This is a genomic window from Ensifer sp. D2-11 (assembly GCF_054161295.1).
The window spans coordinates 1,403,411-1,419,563 of sequence record NZ_CP096433.1; the positions used below are offsets into that span (position 1 = coordinate 1,403,411).

The 16,153-nt window shown below is 63.1% G+C and carries 15 protein-coding genes; 12 read left to right on the top strand and 3 right to left on the bottom strand.

The window, feature by feature from the left end:
- Positions 1-2: 2 nt before the first annotated feature.
- The 3 genes from M1D34_RS06740 to M1D34_RS06750 are packed head-to-tail and all read right to left on the bottom strand — an operon-like array spanning position 3 to position 2,802.
- Positions 3-1,262, bottom strand: coding sequence for a TRAP transporter large permease (locus M1D34_RS06740; protein WP_010969406.1), 1,260 nt, complete (start codon positions 1,260-1,262; stop codon positions 3-5).
- Complete coding sequence (locus M1D34_RS06745; RefSeq protein ID WP_010969405.1) at positions 1,259-1,825, bottom strand: TRAP transporter small permease; 567 nt, start codon at positions 1,823-1,825, stop codon at positions 1,259-1,261. Before M1D34_RS06745 ends, M1D34_RS06740 begins: the two co-directional genes overlap by 4 nt.
- Positions 1,825-2,802, bottom strand: coding sequence for a TRAP transporter substrate-binding protein (locus M1D34_RS06750; protein WP_027990720.1), 978 nt, complete (start codon positions 2,800-2,802; stop codon positions 1,825-1,827). Before M1D34_RS06750 ends, M1D34_RS06745 begins: the two co-directional genes overlap by 1 nt.
- A 305-nt stretch (positions 2,803-3,107) precedes the next feature.
- On the opposite strand from M1D34_RS06750, the gene M1D34_RS06755 reads away from it, so the two are divergent.
- The 12 genes from M1D34_RS06755 (at position 3,108) to M1D34_RS06810 (ending at position 16,138) form a co-directional block, all read left to right on the top strand.
- Positions 3,108-3,962 (top strand): transketolase, encoded by an 855-nt coding sequence (locus M1D34_RS06755; RefSeq protein ID WP_010969403.1) that lies wholly within the window; start codon positions 3,108-3,110, stop codon positions 3,960-3,962.
- 12 nt (positions 3,963-3,974) lie between these two features.
- Complete coding sequence (locus M1D34_RS06760; RefSeq protein WP_027990719.1) at positions 3,975-5,021, top strand: transketolase family protein; 1,047 nt, start codon at positions 3,975-3,977, stop codon at positions 5,019-5,021.
- 74 nt (positions 5,022-5,095) lie between these two features.
- Positions 5,096-5,854: an SDR family NAD(P)-dependent oxidoreductase gene (locus M1D34_RS06765; protein ID WP_010969401.1), complete on the top strand. Its 759-nt coding sequence runs from the start codon at positions 5,096-5,098 to the stop codon at positions 5,852-5,854.
- Positions 5,855-5,902: 48 nt separating this feature from the next.
- Entirely contained in the window at positions 5,903-6,727 is an 825-nt protein-coding gene (locus M1D34_RS06770; protein WP_498781302.1) for a sugar phosphate isomerase/epimerase family protein, read from the top strand.
- Positions 6,728-7,026: 299 nt separating this feature from the next.
- Positions 7,027-8,895 (top strand): TRAP transporter large permease subunit, encoded by a 1,869-nt coding sequence (locus M1D34_RS06775; RefSeq protein ID WP_498781304.1) that lies wholly within the window; start codon positions 7,027-7,029, stop codon positions 8,893-8,895.
- A gap of 47 nt (positions 8,896-8,942) precedes the next feature.
- Positions 8,943-9,953 carry a TRAP transporter substrate-binding protein gene (locus M1D34_RS06780; protein WP_010969398.1) on the top strand — a complete coding sequence of 337 codons (1,011 nt, stop codon included), beginning with the start codon at positions 8,943-8,945 and terminating at the stop codon, positions 9,951-9,953.
- A 102-nt stretch (positions 9,954-10,055) separates the two neighbouring features.
- Positions 10,056-10,859 (top strand): SDR family NAD(P)-dependent oxidoreductase, encoded by an 804-nt coding sequence (locus M1D34_RS06785; protein ID WP_010969397.1) that lies wholly within the window; start codon positions 10,056-10,058, stop codon positions 10,857-10,859.
- A 3-nt stretch (positions 10,860-10,862) separates the two neighbouring features.
- Positions 10,863-11,711 carry an IclR family transcriptional regulator gene (locus M1D34_RS06790; protein WP_003530962.1) on the top strand — a complete coding sequence of 283 codons (849 nt, stop codon included), beginning with the start codon at positions 10,863-10,865 and terminating at the stop codon, positions 11,709-11,711.
- Positions 11,708-12,877 carry an acetyl-CoA acetyltransferase gene (locus tag M1D34_RS06795; RefSeq protein ID WP_127541777.1) on the top strand — a complete coding sequence of 390 codons (1,170 nt, stop codon included), beginning with the start codon at positions 11,708-11,710 and terminating at the stop codon, positions 12,875-12,877. The genes M1D34_RS06790 and M1D34_RS06795 overlap by 4 nt, the downstream gene beginning before the upstream one ends.
- The gene (locus tag M1D34_RS06800) at positions 12,874-14,523 is read left to right on the top strand and encodes an acyl-CoA synthetase (protein ID WP_498781307.1); all 1,650 of its coding nucleotides are present in this window, start codon (positions 12,874-12,876) and stop codon (positions 14,521-14,523) included. Before M1D34_RS06795 ends, M1D34_RS06800 begins: the two co-directional genes overlap by 4 nt.
- Before the next feature lie 8 nt (positions 14,524-14,531).
- Positions 14,532-15,284, top strand: coding sequence for an SDR family NAD(P)-dependent oxidoreductase (locus tag M1D34_RS06805; protein ID WP_027990713.1), 753 nt, complete (start codon positions 14,532-14,534; stop codon positions 15,282-15,284).
- On the top strand, positions 15,281-16,138 hold the full coding sequence (locus M1D34_RS06810; protein WP_027990712.1) for a PCC domain-containing protein: 858 nt from the start codon (positions 15,281-15,283) through the stop codon (positions 16,136-16,138). The genes M1D34_RS06805 and M1D34_RS06810 overlap by 4 nt, the downstream gene beginning before the upstream one ends.
- Positions 16,139-16,153: the final 15 nt, after the last annotated feature.

Sequence of the window (16,153 nt, forward strand, 5' to 3'; positions counted from 1 at the left end):
CCTCAGTAGATCGTCAGAGCGGGAACATATGACATCAGCACCAGGACGGCTGCTGCAACGATGTAGAAGGGCCACAACTCCTTGACCACCGCCCCGATCGGCACGCGGGCGATCACGGCGCCAATGAAAAGCGTGGTTCCGATCGGCGGCGTAAACAGTCCGATCGAAAGATTGATGCAGATCATCACGCCGAGCTGGATTGGGTCCATGCCGATTGCATGACCGATGGCGACGAAGGTGGGCCCGAGCAGCAGGATTGCCGCGGGCAGGTCGAGAAACATCCCCACCACCAGCATGATGAGATTCATCATGAGGATGATCAGGATGGCGCTTCCGAGCGTTTCCAGTGCCCAGTTGGCCACGATGGTGGGCACACGCTCGGTAATGAGGACGTGGCCGACGAGGCTCGATGCGGCGATGACCAGCATGACGACGCCGGTGGTGATCACGGTTCCGACCAGGGCTGCGTAGATCCGCTCCCAGGTCAGGTCCCGATAGAGCAGCAGGCTCACCAGCAGCGCATAGAAGACGGCGATCACGCTGACTTCGGTCGGCGTTGCGATCCCCGCCCGCAGCAACAGGATGATGAAGAACGGCATGGCCAGTGCCGGCAGTGCCGACAGCATAGATCGGCCGAAGGACTTCAACTGCCCGGCATCCGTCAGGCGGGGGAAGTTCCGAATGCGCCCGGACAGGTAGCAAACGATCATCATCCCGCCGGCGAGCATCAATCCCGGCAGGACTGCAGCCGAAAACAGCGATGCGATCGAGGAATTTGCCACCGTCGAAAAGAGGATCAGGGGAATGGACGGCGGGATCAGGCCGGCGATGGTCGAGGAAGAGGCGGTAACGGCCGCCGCAAAGCCTGCCGGATACCCCTCTTTCTTCTGCCAGGGGATCAGCATCGATCCGAGCGCGGAGGCTTCGGCGACTGCCGAGCCGGAGACACCGCCGAAGATCGTGGATCCGACGACCGTGACCTGACCCATTCCGCCGTGGAACCGCCCGACGAGTGCTGCCGCGAACTGCACGAGTTTCTGGCCAAGCGTGCCTGACATCATGAGTGAGCCGGACAGGATGAAAAAGGGTATCGCGAGCAGCGGAAAGCTCTGGGTCGGCTGGAACAGCTTCACCACCGCCAGCACGGTTGGCGTTCCGCCCTGCCATAGGATCGCTGCGCCCGCAGCGATGATCAGCGCGTAACCGACTGGAACCGAGATGGCCAGCAATGCGGCGAAGAGGCCGGTCATGATCGCGGTCATGTCATATGCTCCGTTTCCGGTTTATCCAGCGTCCTCGGGTCGTCGCAAAATGCGACGCGTATGAGGTTGACCAGGGAGGCGAGCGCGATGCCGCCGAAGCCGAACAGCAAGGAACTATAAGCCCAGGCCTGCCCCAGTCCGGTCATCGGAAAGACCTGCGCCCTGGTGATCGAGATCACCTGAAGCGACAGGTAACCGAGATAGGCAAAGGCCACGGCGACCAGGAGATGGATCAGCATCAGCAGGATGCGCAGCTGCTCGGTGGTGAGCAGGCTTCGGAATGCTTCGGCGGCGATATGAGATCCCCGATGCGCGCCGAGTACGATGCCTCCCATGATGAGCCATGGGAACAGCAGGTTCGGCACTTCGTTGGGCCAACCGAGGCTCGCATGGGTGAGATAGCGCACGACGACCTCGGTCATGAGGGCGAGGAAGATTGCGACTATCGAGGCGACGGCAACGACGATCGCGGCCATGTCCAGAACGAGGCCGACCCGATTGGCGATGCGCAAGGCGGGCAGGTCCGCACTTGCGCCGCTATTGCGGACGTTGTCCATCGCCATCACTGGACGGCCGCTGCTTTGGCGGCCCCGACGAGTTCGTCGACGAGGTCGGGATACTGTGCCCGCCATTTGTCATAGACCGACTGCGTCGCCTGGACGAACGGCGCCGGGTCGACGTCGTTGATCTTCACGCCGGCGGCTTCCAGCTCGCCGCGCAGGCGGGTGGTCTGTTCGCCGACCATCTGCCGGTTCAGTTGACCGGCTTCCCGGGCGGCGTCGCGGATGATCTGCTGATCTTCCGGCGGCAGCGCGTCGAACACGATCTTCGAGGCCAGGAACGGCGTCGATTCATATTTGTGGTTGGTCATGGAGATATAGGGCTGCACCTCGTGCAGCTTGGACGAGTGTATGTTGATCAGCGGGTTTTCCTGTCCGTCGACGACACCCTGCTGCAATGCGATGTAGAGCTCCGAGAAGGCCATCGGCGTCGGCGAGGCGCCGAGCGCGGTGAAGATGTCGACGGTCATCTGATCCGGCGGTGTGCGGATCTTCATTCCGGCGAGATCCGACGGCGCTGTGATCTGCCTCTTCGAGTTGGAGGTTTCGCGAATGCCGTTGTTCCACCAGGCAAGCACGACCAGGCCCTGCTGTTCGGCGGCGGCGGCGATCTTGTCGCCGACGGGTCCGTCCATCACGGCCTCGGCCTGTTTCAGATCCTGGAACAGGAACGGCAGGCCAAGGAGCGCGATTTCCGGCACCACGGCCGATGTCGTGCCCTGGGAGTTGGCGGAGAAGGCAATGGTGCCGAGCCGCATGTTGGTAATCGTCTCGGCGTCGTCGCCGAACTGAGCGCTGCCGCCGACGTCGATCTTGAGACGTCCTTCCGATTTCTGTTCGACGAGCTCGGCGAATTTCAGCGATGCAACGTCCTTGGGGTTGCCCGCGGCGGCATTGTGCGAAAGCTGATAGGTCTGGGCGCCGGCGGGGCCTGCGCAAAGCGACAGCACGGCAGCGGTCAGCAGATGACGAAGGTTCATTTTTTCTCCTCCCTGAGAATTTTCTGTCCCGATCGGCGAAGAGAATCGTCCGCTGCTGCACGAAGCCGGCCCTGTGCTCGACATCCCTGGGAAATCGTTCAGAGGCAACTCGCTTTAGCGGCGCACTGCATGCAGTTGAGCGTCCTCCTCGCTCCGCCTGGGCTTGACCATCGCCGATCTTCGCTGGGGCGTCACCTAAGTTTTGCTTAACAACTTGTTCGATCTGCTTAATTGCCGGCGGCCCCTGCCGCGTTCAGTAATTACAGCGCGGACGTCTTTTGCGCCGACAGGTGAGGGGAGGAACCATGACCAGCCAAAGCCCGGCAGTTCAGCTGTCGAACACGAGCCTTGCGCGTCGCGCCTGGGAAATCCGGCGCAAGGCCGTTCGGATGGGCGAGGTTCAGGGACAAGGATATGTGGGCCAGGCGCTCGGCATCGCCGATGTCCTCGCGGTTTCGTATTTTCATGCGTTGACCTATCGAAGGCAGGACCCGGAATGGGAGGGGCGCGACCGATTTCTACTGTCGATCGGACACTATGCCATTGCGCTTTACGCGGCGCTTATCGAAGCGGGAATCCTTCCTGAACAGGAACTCGAGACCTATGGCACAGATGACAGCCGTCTGCCGATGTCCGGCATGGCAGCCTATACGCCGGGAATGGAAATCACCGGCGGTTCGCTGGGCCAGGGACTTGGCATCGGCGTCGGCATGGCGCTCGGGTTGAAGGCCAAGAAAAATCCGGCCTTCGTCTATAACCTGATGTCGGATGGAGAACTGGGCGAAGGCTCGACCTGGGAAGCGGCGATGTCGGCCGCTCATCACAAACTCGGCAATCTGATCTGCCTCGTCGACTTCAATGACCAGCAGGCGGACGGCAAGTCGACCGAGATGCTATGTTCGGAGCCGCTCGGCGCAAAGTGGGCCGCCTTCGGCTGGCATGTTCAACGGGTCGACGGCAATGACATTCCCGCCCTCGTAGCCGCCTTCGATGCGGCACGTGCGCTCGAAGAGGCCATGCCTCGCGTGATCATCTGCGACACCTTGATGTGCAAGGGCGTGCCGTTCCTCGAACAACGCGAGGTGACGCATTTCGTCCGGGTCGACGCAGACGAATGGCAGAAGGCGCTGGCCGCCCTCGACGCGAACCGGCCGGATTGAGGAGAACAGACCATGAGCGTCAACCGCAACTACGACCCGCACCGCAAATGGGAACCGCGCCCGCCGCCGAAGAGCGGCGAGGGAGGGCGCACCTCCGCGATGATCGCCTCGCTGGCGGCGGAGGGCTATGAGACGGTTTCTGCCCCGTTCGGCCATGCCCTGGTCGCGGAAGCTCGCCGCAATGATCGGATCGTGGGCCTCACGGCCGATCTCGCGAAATACACCGACCTGCATGTCTTCGCGGAGGCCTTCCCGGAGCGATTCTACCAGATGGGCATGGCCGAACAGGTGATGATCTCGGCGGCGGCCGGGCTGGCGCGCGAGGGGTTCATGCCTTTTGCCACCACCTATGCGGTCTTCGCCTCGCGCCGGGCCTATGACTTCATCGCCATGGCGATTGCGGAGGAGTATCTGCCCGTCAAGATCGTCTGCGCCCTGCCGGGCCTGACCACCGGCTATGGGCCGAGCCATCAGGCAACCGAGGATATGGCGATCTTCCGCGGCCTGCCCAACCTGACGATCGTCGATCCATGCGATGCCATCGACGTGGCCGAGGCGATACCCGCCATCGCAGCCCATGAGGGTCCCGTCTATATGCGGCTCTTGCGCGGCAAGGTGCCGTCGGTGATCCGCCGGCATTGCCCGGATTACAAGTTCGAGCTGGGCAAGGCGAAGCTTCTGCGCGACGGCACCGATGCGCTGATCATCGCTTCGGGCTTCATGACGATGCGGGCGCTCGATGCGGCGGTCGAACTCGGCGAGCAGGGTATCTCGGCTGCGGTCCTCCATTGCCCGACGATCAAGCCGCTCGATACCGGGACGATCCTTGCCGAGGCTCGGCGGGCGGGCCGGCTGGTCGTTACTGCGGAGAACCACACATGCGTTGGCGGACTGGGCGAGGCCGTGGCGGCGACGCTCCTTTCGAACGGCGCGACGCCGGCATTCCGAATGATCAGTCTGCCGGACCAGTTCCTGGATGCCGGAGCGCTGCCGACGCTTCATGAGCGCTACGGAATCTCGACCAAGTCGATGGTGCAGAAAATCCGCAGCTGGCTTTGACGCGCCGTTTCGACGCATTAACCCCTTCGCTCCGGCGATCTGCGCCGGACCTTCCGGAAAACAGGAGAATTTCAATGGGAACCGCTCTACTCGAGGGGAATTTTGCCGTGATCACCGGTGCTGCATCCAGGCGCGGCCTGGGCAAGGCCACCGCCAGGCTTTTCGCCGAACATGGCGCCACGGTCGCCATTCTCGACCTTGACGAGGCCGATGCCAGGGAGGCGGCCGCCAGCCTCGGTCCCCGGCATGTCGGCATGGCATGTAATGTGACCGACCTCGCGAGCGTTCGCACCGTCATGGATGCCTTGGTTTCGCAATGGGGCCGGATCGACATCCTCGTGAACAATGCGGGGATCACCCAGCCGCTGAAGATCATGGAGATCGCGCCGGAGAACTACGATGCCGTGCTCGACGTGAACCTGCGCGGCACGCTTTACTGCAGCCAGGCGGTGATCCCTCATATGCGTTCGCGCAAACAGGGCAAGATCGTCAACCTTTCCTCGGTCTCGGCGCAGCGCGGCGGCGGTATATTCGGCGGTCCACACTATTCCGCCGCCAAGGCGGGCGTCCTCGGGCTGACGAAAGCGATGGCCCGCGAGTTGGCACCCGACAATGTGAGGGTCAACGCGATCTGCCCCGGTTTCATCGCGACCGACATCACGGGCGGCCTGCTGACGCCGGAGAAACTGGAGGAAATCAAGGCGGGTATTCCCATGGGGCGCCCGGGCACCGCGGATGATGTGGCCGGTTGCGCGCTCTTCCTCGCCTCTGACCTTTCGGCTTACGTCACCGGCTCGGAAGTCGACGTGAACGGCGGCTCGCTGATCCATTGATCGGGAAGCGGCGCCTCGGCAGGCACCTTTCAAACTTTGGAGGAGCCCATGAAGCTCGGACTGGGGAGTTATGCCTTCCGCTGGTCGATAGGCATCAAGGATCTGCAGCCTGTCCGGCCGATGACCGCGATGGAGGTGCTGGAGATCGCCAACGCTCACGGCCTGAGCGTGGTCCAGTATGCCGACAATCTGCCGCTCGACCGCCTGACGCCCGCCCAGCAACTGGCGCTCAGGGAGCGCGCCGACAGCTACGGTATGGCGCTGGAGCTTGGTACGCAGAGCTTCGACGCGGAGGAACTCGGCCGCTATATCCCGATCGGCGAGCGGATCGGTTCCGGGATCCTGCGCGTCGCGCTTGATGCCGCCGATGCGCAGATTCCCGTGCACGAACTGGCTGCCCAGATCCGGGAGATACTCCCGGACGGGAAACGGTCAGGCCTGCGCTTCGCCATCGAGAACCACTTCAACTATCCCTCTCCGCGAATGGTGGAGCTGCTGGAGGCTGTTGCGGACGAATCACTCGGGGTCTGCCTGGACGTGGCAAATTCGATCTGTGCCGGCGAGTGGCCCATGACGACGATCCGGATGCTGGCGCCCTACACGATCAACCTGCATCTGAAGGACTACCGGATTACCCCCGATCCCTATGGCGTCGGCTTCCGTATCCATGGCACGCCGCTTGGCGAGGGCCGGGCGGAGATCGAGGAAATCCTCGCGTGCCTGTCGCATTGCCCGGACGACATGAGTTGCATTCTCGAGCACTGGCTGCCGCAGACGGAGGACATGGAGGCAACCCGCAGGCTGGAGCACGAGTGGCTCGGTCGGACCGTTGCGGCCGCAAGGCGATTGATGCCCGATGCCGATAGGGCCTAGGCTCGACGATGAGACCAGGCTGACGCCGGGTTCATATTATGGACCCTTTTCAACAAGGAATACGGAGTAATGTCAATGGTTTGAATGAACGTGTTGATTGATGTTTTCCTTTCACCTACAAAATGGACCTGATCGAAAGTCGCTGTGGAGGGCGGCGGACGATCTGGAATGTCGATCCGATGCCGCCATTGGTTTCGGTCGACACCTCTGGGGAGGAGCTTTGACGCCGTTCAATCCGCCGTGATGCGCACGACTTGCGCGCGCAACGCGATCGGACGGTTCAAAAGGGAGGAAGGCCGATGACCACCACGACGGAGGGCGTTTCCGAATTCGCCGTGCTCGCAGAGACGATGGAGGCCCGGCCGGGTTCGCGGCTGATGCGCCCCGTCGAAGCGCTATCCGCCGTTCTCCTTGTGGCGATTATCGCCATGCTGCTCTCCGGCGTGGCTTTTCGCTATGGCCTGTCGAGACCGATCGTCTGGATCGATGAAGCGGCGTCGATCGCCTTCCTGTGGCTTGCCATGCTCGGTTCGGCCATCGCGATCGACCGTTGCGAGCATCTGCGTCTGACAATCCTTCTCAATGCTCTCGGCGAAAGGGCGCGGCAGTTCACCGAAACGCTCGGCATGGTCGCCATCATGGCGTTCCTTCTCGTCCTGCTGCCGGCAGCCTACACCTATGCCGCCGGCGAAATGGACATCACTTCGTCGGCATTGAACATCCCGGCGGGTTATCGCGCCGCGGCCATTGCAGTCGGCATGGTCCTCATGGTGCTGCTGGCCGTCGCTCAATTGCTCAGAACCGCCAAGCCGCTCGACGTGGTGGTTTCAGTGGCGTTCGTGCTCGCGGTTGCTTTGGTGCTCTGGTTGCTGACGCCTGCGCTCAGCTCGTTCGGCAACGGCAACATTCTGATCTTTCTCGTCGGCGGTGCCGCCGTCTGCCTCGCGATGGGCGTTCCGATCGCCTTCTGCTTCGGCATTGCGACGCTTCTGTTTCTCGCCTTCACGACATCGATGCCGCTGGTGGTCATGATCGGCCGCATGGATGAGGGCATGTCCAGCCTCATTCTGCTTTCGGTCCCGGTCTTCGTGCTTCTCGGCTGCATTCTGGACGCGACCGGGATGGGCAAGGCGATCGTCGATTTCCTTGCCTCCATGCTCGGCCACGTCAAGGCCGGCATGTCCTACGTTCTGTTGGGCTCGCTCTTTCTCGTGTCCGGAATTTCCGGGTCGAAAGTCTCGGACATGGCAACGGTTGCCCCGGCGCTGTTTCCGGAAATGAAGCGCCGTGGTCACAAGCCGAAGGAGATGATAGCGCTCCTGGCGACCGGGGCCGCCATGGCCGACACCGTACCGCCGAGCATCGTGCTGATCGTTCTCGGCTCGGTGGCCGGCGTGTCGATCGCGGCGCTGTTCACCAGCGGTTTTGCCATCGCACTCGTGCTGCTGGTCGCGCTTGCCGCGCTTGCACGCATCAAGGCAGCCCGCGAAAATGTCGACGGCGTCGTGCGCCCGTCGCTGAAACGCATCGGCGGCACGGCGCTGATCGCGGCGCCGGCCCTGGTGCTGCCGTTCATCATCCGCAGCGCCGTCGCGAGCGGTGCGGCGACCGCGACCGAGGTCTCGACCATCGCGGTCGTCTACGCCTTCATCATCGGCACTGTCCTTTATGGCGGCATCGGCATGCGGCGAACCTACAGGATGCTGGTCGAGACCGCCGCGATGAGCGGTGCGATCCTCCTGATCCTCGGTACCGCCGCGGCGATGGCCTGGGCGCTCACCCAGACCGGATTCGCCTTCGAGCTCACCGACATGATGAGCGGCCTGCCGGGTGGATGGTTCACCTTCATGCTGGTCTCGATCGCCCTGTTCATGCTGCTCGGCTGCGTGCTCGAAGGCCTCCCTGCGATCGTGCTCCTGGCGCCGATCATGTTTCCGATCGCGCGTGCGATGGGGATCCATGACGTCCACTATTCCATGGTCATCGTCACCGCGATGAACGTCGGACTGATGGCACCGCCGATCGGCATCGGCTTCTACATCGCCTGCAAGATCGGCAACGTTTCGCCCGACGAGGCCATGGGAGCGATCTGGCCCTATATCGGAGCGATGGTGCTCGGCCTCTTGCTGATCGCCGCCGTGCCCTGGTTCTCGCTCGCATTGCTGTGAGCCCGCCACCCACATTCATCATCGACGATCAGGAGGAGAACAGAGCGATGAAAATGACCCGTAGGACGATGCTGCTCGGCACCGGAGCAGTGGCGCTTGGGGCTTCGATCCGCACCAAGGCCCATGCAGCGGACTTCACCTATAAGCTGGCAAACAACCTGCCGGTCACCCATCCGCTGAACATTCGCCTGAAGGAAGCCGCCGACAAGATCCTGGAGGAGACGGGCGGCCGCCTGAAGATCAACATCTTCCCGAGCAGCCAACTCGGCAACGACACCGAAACGCTTTCGCAGCTTCGCAACGGCGCAACCGAGTTCTTCTCGCTTTCACCGCTGATCCTTTCGACCCTGGTGCCCAACGCCGCGATCAGCGGCATCGGCTTTGCCTTCCCCGACTACGACACCGTCTGGAAGGCAATGGACGGCGAGCTCGGCGCCTATGCGCGCGGCGAGATCGAGAAGAAGGGTCTCGTGCCCATGGAGAAGATCTGGGACAACGGCTTTCGCCAGATCACCAGTTCGAACAAGCCGATCAACACGCCGGAGGACCTCAAGGGGTTCAAGATCCGCGTTCCGCCGAGCCCGCTCTGGCAATCCATGTTCACCGCCTTCGGCGCTGCACCGACCACGATCAATTTCGCGGAAGTCTACACGGCGCTCAGCACCGGCACCGTCGACGGCCAGGAAAACCCGCTGGCCATCGCCTCGACCGCCAAACTCTATGAGGTGCAGAAGCATTGCGCCATGACCAACCATATGTGGGACGGGTTCTGGATGCTGGCGAACAAGCAGGCCTGGGAAACCCTGCCGGAAGACATAAGGGAGATTGCCGCCAAGCATCTCAACGAGTCGGCCATCGCCCAGCGCACCGATACCGCCAAGGTGAACGACACGGTGCGCGAGCAGCTCACCCAGAGCGGCATGACGTTCACCGACCCGGACAAGGCAGCCTTCCGCGAGACGTTGCGGTCGGCGGGTTTCTACGCCGAGTGGAAGGGCAAGTTCGGCGACGAGGCCTGGGCCATTCTCGAGAAGGCCGTAGGCACCAGCCTCGGCTGACCACCTGAGCATGACGAGGCGGGCGGCCGTTCACCCGGCCGTTCGCCGACCGATGCAGCGACGCGGCGCGTACGAGCGTGTGGCGCCTTCCGAGGTTTCGAAGTGGCAGACCGTCTCAAGGGAAAATCGGCAATCGTCTTCGGCGCAGGTTCCTCAGGCCCCGGCTGGGGCAACGGCAAGGCTGCCGCCGTGCTTTATGCGCGTGAGGGCGCCAGGGTCGCCTGTGTCGACGTCGACATGGAGGCGGCCGAGGAAACGGCGGCAATCATCGCGTCGGAAGGTGGGCAAGCCGTAGCCATCGCTGCAGACGTCACCGCTCTCGCATCTGTCGAGGCGGCCGTCGCGGCCGCACGGCAGGCATTCGGCATCATTTCCATTCTGCACAACAATGTGGGCGTCACGCATATGGGCGGACCGGTCGAGTTGTCGGAAGCGCAGTTCCAACAATCCGTGGATCTCAATCTCGGCTCGGTGTTCCGCACCGCCAAGGCTGTCATCCCGCACATGATCGAAGCCGGCGGTGGCGCCGTCGTCAACATCTCGTCGCTCGCCGGCATCCGGTGGACCGGCTATCCCTATTTCGCCTATTACGCGACAAAAGCGGCGGTCAACCAGGCGACGGTCGCGATCGCGGCTCAATATGCGCCGCACGGGATCCGCGCGAACTGTGTCGTCCCCGGCTTGATCGACACGCCTCTGATCTACAAGCAGATCTCCTCGCAATACGCCTCTGCCGAGGAAATGGTGGCAGCCCGCAACGCGGCGCTTCCGGGCGGGCGCATGGGTGATGCCTGGGATGTCGCCAATGCAGCGCTTTTCCTTGCCTCCGACGAAGCGAAATTCATTACCGGCGTTTGTCTGCCGGTCGATGGCGGCCAGAGCTGCACGATCATGGGGGTACACTGAAACATGGGCGACCCGGCCGACAGGGACATGACCGGTTCGCAGAGCGTCGATCGTGCGGCGAAGCTCCTGTCGCTGGTTGGCCGGCAGTTGGACGGCATGTCCCTGAGCGCCGTCGTCGAGAAGAGCGGTCTCAACAAACCTACGGTTCGCCGCCTCCTGCTCGCCCTGATCAGGGCCGGTCTCCTGGAGCAGGACGACCGCGACCGGCGCTACTATATCGGCGAAGAAGCCTATGTGCTCGGAACCCTCGCATCGACCCGGCACGGGCTCCTGCGCCTCGCGACGGAAAGCCTGCATCGCCTGGCGCAGAAGACCAGCGACTCCTGTTTTCTCTCCGTGCGCCGCGGAGCGTCGTCGGTCTGTCTCCACCGCGAGGAGGGGAGCTTTCCGATCCGCACCCACGCGCTCCAGGCGGGCTTCGTGCATCCGCTGGGCGTCGGCGCCGGCTCTCTGGCCATGCTGGCCGCCTTGCCGGACGAGGAGGTTTCGTCCGTGCTGGAGCAGAATGCCGCCGTGCTCGAGGAGCAGTTTCCGATGCTTGCGCCGGACGAGCTGCGCCGGCGCGTCGAACTCACCCGCGCTCAGGGCCATGCGGTCAATCCCGGCCTTATCCTCACCAACTCCTGGGGTGTGGGCGTCGCAATCCGCTATCCCGACGGCGGCGTCGCCGGGGCCATCAGCATTGCCGCCATCGACAGCCGCATGCAGGAGCCGCGGCAGAGCGAGCTGGCAGCTCTTCTCAGGCAGGAAGCGTCACGCATCGAAAGCAAGCTCGCCGAGCAGTTCCGCGACCGCGGGACGCGACACATAGCCTCCATTGCAAGACCTCTCAAAAGGAGATTGTCCAGATGACCAAGGCGCAGATCGTAGGCTGGGCCCACTCCCAGTTCGGCAAGACCGACCACGCGGACACAGAGGCGCTGATGGCCGCGGTTGCGGCGCCGGCACTTGCCCATGCCGGTCTTGCCGCCTCGGATGTCGACGGCATCTTTGTCGGAGTCATGAATGGCGGCTTCTCCAAGCAGGAGTTTCAGGGCGCACTTGTCGGCATGACCGACGAGGCGCTCGCTCATGTCCCGTCCGTGCGCCTCGAAAACGCCTGCGCGACGGGCTCGGCGGCGATCTATACCGCGATGGATTTCATCGAGGCCGGCCGCGGCCGCATTGCGCTCGTCATCGGTGCCGAAAAAATGACCGCCGTTCCGACGGCAGAGGTCGGCGACATCCTTCTGGGCGGCAGCTACAGGAAAGAGGAGGCCGACGTCGAAGGCGGTTTTGCGGGCGTCTTCGGCCGCATTGCACAGCATTACTTCCAGCGTTACGGCGATCGTTCCGAGGAACTTGCTATGATCGCGGCCAAGAACCACGCGAACGGCGTAGCCAACCCTTACGCGCATATGCGCAGGGATTTCGGTTTTGCGTTCTGCAACACCGTTTCCGAGAAGAATCCGATCGTCGCGGCTCCCTTGCGCCGCACCGACTGCTCGCTCGTATCGGACGGGGCGGCAGCCCTCGTGCTCGCCGACGCGGACACGGCTGCGACGCTGCAGCGGGCAATCGCCTTCCGGGCCCGCAGCCACGTCAACGACGTGTTTGCGCTCAGCCGCCGGGACATGCTGGAATTCGACGGGCCACGGCGGGCATGGAAAGCGGCCCTTTCCATGGCCGGCGCCACGCTGGACGATCTCTCCTTCGTCGAGACGCATGACTGCTTCACCATAGCCGAGATGATCGAATACGAGGCGATGGGCCTGACCGCACCCGGCGAAGGCTACCGTGCGATCCGCGACGGCACCACCACCAGGAGCGGAAGCTTGCCGGTCAATCCCTCCGGCGGCTTGAAATCGAAGGGTCATCCGATCGGTGCGACGGGGGTCTCGATGCATGTCATCTCCGCCATGCAGCTTATGGGGGAGGCGGGCGAGATGCAGATCCCCGGCGCCGGTCTCGCCGGCATCTTCAACATGGGCGGCGCTGCCGTCGCAAACTATGTCTCCATCCTGGAACGGGCGAAATGACGAACAACGAACCCAAGGGCGGCGTCACCCCTGTTTCGACGCGGGTCATGAACCTTGCCAATGTCCTTTCGCAGGCAGCGAGACGCAATCCGGACGAAATCGCCCTCGTTCACGGGGACCGCCGGTGGCGCTGGAGCGAGGTGGAGGCGCGGGTCGACGCCATGGCATACGCGCTCGTCCATGAGTTCGGCGTGCGTAAGGGAGATCGGATTCTCGTCCACTCCGCCAACTGCAACCAGATGTTCGAGTCCATGTTCGCGGCTTTCAGAGCAGGTGCGGTCTGGGTTCCCACGAATTTCCGGCAACTGCCGGAGGAGGTTGCCTATCTTGCCGAATCGAGCGGTGCCAGGCTGGTGATATTCCAGGCCGCCTTCGAGGCTCATGCCGAAGCATGTCGGGCGGCGGGCGAGCAGATCGGATCATGCATCCCGATCGGCTCGTCACGGGTCGGCGAAGACTATGACGCGATCGTTGCGCGCAATCTTGGAAGGTCGGTTTCGCCTGTTGCCGTCGATCGCGATGATCCATGCTGGTATTTCTATACGTCCGGTACCACCGGCCGACCCAAGGCTGCCGTGCTGACGCACGGGCAAATGGCCTTCGTCATCAACAACCATATCGGCGATCTCTTTCCGGCTACGACCCATCGCGACCGGTCGATCGTCGTTGCGCCGCTGTCGCACGGCGCCGGGATCCATCAGCTGTGCCAGGTCGCAAGGGGCGCAACCACCATCCTCTTGCCATCCGAGAAGCTCGACATACCGCAGTTCTGGGCCCTAGTCGAAAAATGGAGGGTCAACAACCTCTTCGCCGTACCGACTATCGTAAAGCTGCTCATCGAGGACCCGTCGGTCGATCGATACGACCACTCGTCGCTGCGCTATGTCATCTATGCCGGCGCACCGATGTACCGTGCCGACCAGAAAAAGGCGCTGGAAAAGCTCGGCGCCGTGCTGGTGCAGTATTTCGGTCTCGGCGAAGTGACGGGAGCGATCACCGTCCTGCCGCCCGCCTTCCACAGCTCGGAGGACGGCCCGGATGCGCGTATCGGCACATGCGGCTTCGAACGGACGGGCATGCAGCTGCAGATCCAGGACGAAGACGGCAACGAAGTCCCGGCGGGCGCAACCGGCGAGATCTGCGTGATCGGCCCGGCGGTGTTTGCCGGCTATTACCGGAACCCGGAGGCCAACGCGAAAGCGTTCCGCAACGGCTGGTTTCGTACAGGCGACCTTGGCCATGTCGATGCGCAGGGCTTCCTCTACATCACCGGCCGCGCCTCCGATATGTTCATCTCCGGCGGGTCCAACGTCTATCCGCGCGAGATCGAGGAAAAGCTCTTGATGCATCCGGATATCAGCGAGGCGGCGATCGTCGGCGTTCCCGATCCGGTCTGGGGAGAGGTCGGCATCGCGGTTTGCGTCGCACGTGGCGGTGCGACGGTCGGCGCGGCGGCTCTGAGGGAATGGCTGGACGGGAAGATTGCCCGCTACAAGCTTCCGAAGAAGATCGTTTTCTGGTCCGAAATGCCAAAATCGGCCTATGGCAAGATCACCAAGAAATTGATCCGCGAGGAACTCGAACGGCGTGGCGAACTGGATATCGGTTCCGCTGGCATCGGAGAGCGCAGGAGTGCTGCCCCGTGAGCGATGGAATGAAATCCGTGCTCATCACGGGAGGCGCATCCGGTATCGGCCTCGAAATAGCGAGGCTTCTGCACGAGCGCGGCTGGAGGGTCTACCTGATGGATCGCAATGCCGATGCGCTGGCGGACGCATGCCGCGCGATCCCGATCGATCCCGCCCAGGCAATCGCCTGCAGCGTGACGGATGAAAAGGAGGTCGAATCGGCCATCGCGACGGCCGCGGCGGCGGGCGCACCGCTGCGGGCGGTCATCAATTCGGCCGGCATCGCGATGGACAGGCCTGCCGTCGAGACCAGCGTCGACGATTTCCGCCGCATTCTGGACGTCAATCTGACCGGCACGTTCATCGTCTGCCGCGAGGCGGCGCGTCATTGGCTGGCGACGGCCACCCCCGGTGCAATCGTCAACATCTCCTCCGTATCGGGCCTTGTCGGCAACAAGGGACGCGCCGCCTATGGCGCCTCCAAAGGCGCGGTCAACCTGCTCACTTACATTCTCGCGACCGAGCTCGGACAGGATGGAATTCGCGTCAACGCCATCGCTCCCGGTGCAATCGACACGCCTTTGTCGCGCGCCGTCCATACGGATGACGTGCGTGCGCAATGGCACGAGCGCATCCCCCAGCGCCGCTACGGTTCGTCGCGGGAAATCGCGGCCAGTGCGGCGTTCCTGATCTCGGAGGAGGCGAGCTATATCAACGGCCAGGTCCTGGCGGTCGATGGAGGGTTCGTCAACGCCGGTCTGGCTTTGAAAGGACGATGATGCGGAGTCTCCGCCAACCTGGTGCACCGTTCACGCCAAGGGTAATCTCTCTCGGGTGCCAGGCCGAAAAGGCGCGATTGACCTTCAAACCGGGCCGGAGCGTGCTCGAAGCCGTCCATGAGGCGCTCGCGGAAAAAGGCTGCGACAGCGCGATGATAGAGGTCAGGGGCGGTGCGTTTGCGCCGCTTGCCTATGTCACACCGACTCTCTCGGATGACGGCATTCATGCCGCCTGGTACAGCGACATACATGCGCCTGATGGCCTCGCACCCATCGAAGATCTGGTCATGACGTTCGGCCGGCGCGACGGGGAGCCGTTCCTGCACGGCCATGGTGTCTGGCGGCACGAGGACGGGTTGCGCGCAGCCGGGCACGTAATGCCGAAGGACTCGCAATTCGCCGAACCGGTGGAGGCGGAAGTCTGGATCATGTCGGGCGCCATCATGGACCAACTGGAGGACAGCGAGACCCGGTTCCGTCTGTTCACGCCTGTGCCTCATACCGCCGCACCGGCCATCACGACGCGGCGCGCCGTTCTCTGCCGTTTGAAACCGAACGAACCGATCCATCCGGCGATCGAGCGCACCGCAGCCGAGCACGGCATCGAGCGGGCGACTTTGCACGGCATCGGCAGTCTCGTCGGCTGCACTTTCGCCGACGGCCAGGTCATGGAATCGGCCGCTTCGGAATTGCTTATTCGCAAGGGGACGCTTTCACCCGATCGAAGCGGACAGGCTAAAGCGAAACTCGATATCGCGATCGTCGATACGGAATGCACCATATTCGAGGGTGAGATAGCCTACGGCGTTGATGCCGTTTGCATAACGTTCGAGGTGCTGATCGTCGAAGAGTGACGGTCGATGGCAAGC

Coding starts and splice junctions, on each gene's coding strand:
- M1D34_RS06740 (WP_010969406.1), bottom strand. CDS start 1,262: ATGACCGCGATCATGACCGGCCTCTTCGCCGCATTGCTGGCCATCTCG.
- M1D34_RS06745 (WP_010969405.1), bottom strand. CDS start 1,825: ATGGCGATGGACAACGTCCGCAATAGCGGCGCAAGTGCGGACCTGCCC.
- M1D34_RS06750 (WP_027990720.1), bottom strand. CDS start 2,802: ATGAACCTTCGTCATCTGCTGACCGCTGCCGTGCTGTCGCTTTGCGCA.
- M1D34_RS06755 (WP_010969403.1), top strand. CDS start 3,108: ATGACCAGCCAAAGCCCGGCAGTTCAGCTGTCGAACACGAGCCTTGCG.
- M1D34_RS06760 (WP_027990719.1), top strand. CDS start 3,975: ATGAGCGTCAACCGCAACTACGACCCGCACCGCAAATGGGAACCGCGC.
- M1D34_RS06765 (WP_010969401.1), top strand. CDS start 5,096: ATGGGAACCGCTCTACTCGAGGGGAATTTTGCCGTGATCACCGGTGCT.
- M1D34_RS06770 (WP_498781302.1), top strand. CDS start 5,903: ATGAAGCTCGGACTGGGGAGTTATGCCTTCCGCTGGTCGATAGGCATC.
- M1D34_RS06775 (WP_498781304.1), top strand. CDS start 7,027: ATGACCACCACGACGGAGGGCGTTTCCGAATTCGCCGTGCTCGCAGAG.
- M1D34_RS06780 (WP_010969398.1), top strand. CDS start 8,943: ATGAAAATGACCCGTAGGACGATGCTGCTCGGCACCGGAGCAGTGGCG.
- M1D34_RS06790 (WP_003530962.1), top strand. CDS start 10,863: ATGGGCGACCCGGCCGACAGGGACATGACCGGTTCGCAGAGCGTCGAT.
- M1D34_RS06795 (WP_127541777.1), top strand. CDS start 11,708: ATGACCAAGGCGCAGATCGTAGGCTGGGCCCACTCCCAGTTCGGCAAG.
- M1D34_RS06800 (WP_498781307.1), top strand. CDS start 12,874: ATGACGAACAACGAACCCAAGGGCGGCGTCACCCCTGTTTCGACGCGG.
- M1D34_RS06805 (WP_027990713.1), top strand. CDS start 14,532: ATGAAATCCGTGCTCATCACGGGAGGCGCATCCGGTATCGGCCTCGAA.
- M1D34_RS06810 (WP_027990712.1), top strand. CDS start 15,281: ATGATGCGGAGTCTCCGCCAACCTGGTGCACCGTTCACGCCAAGGGTA.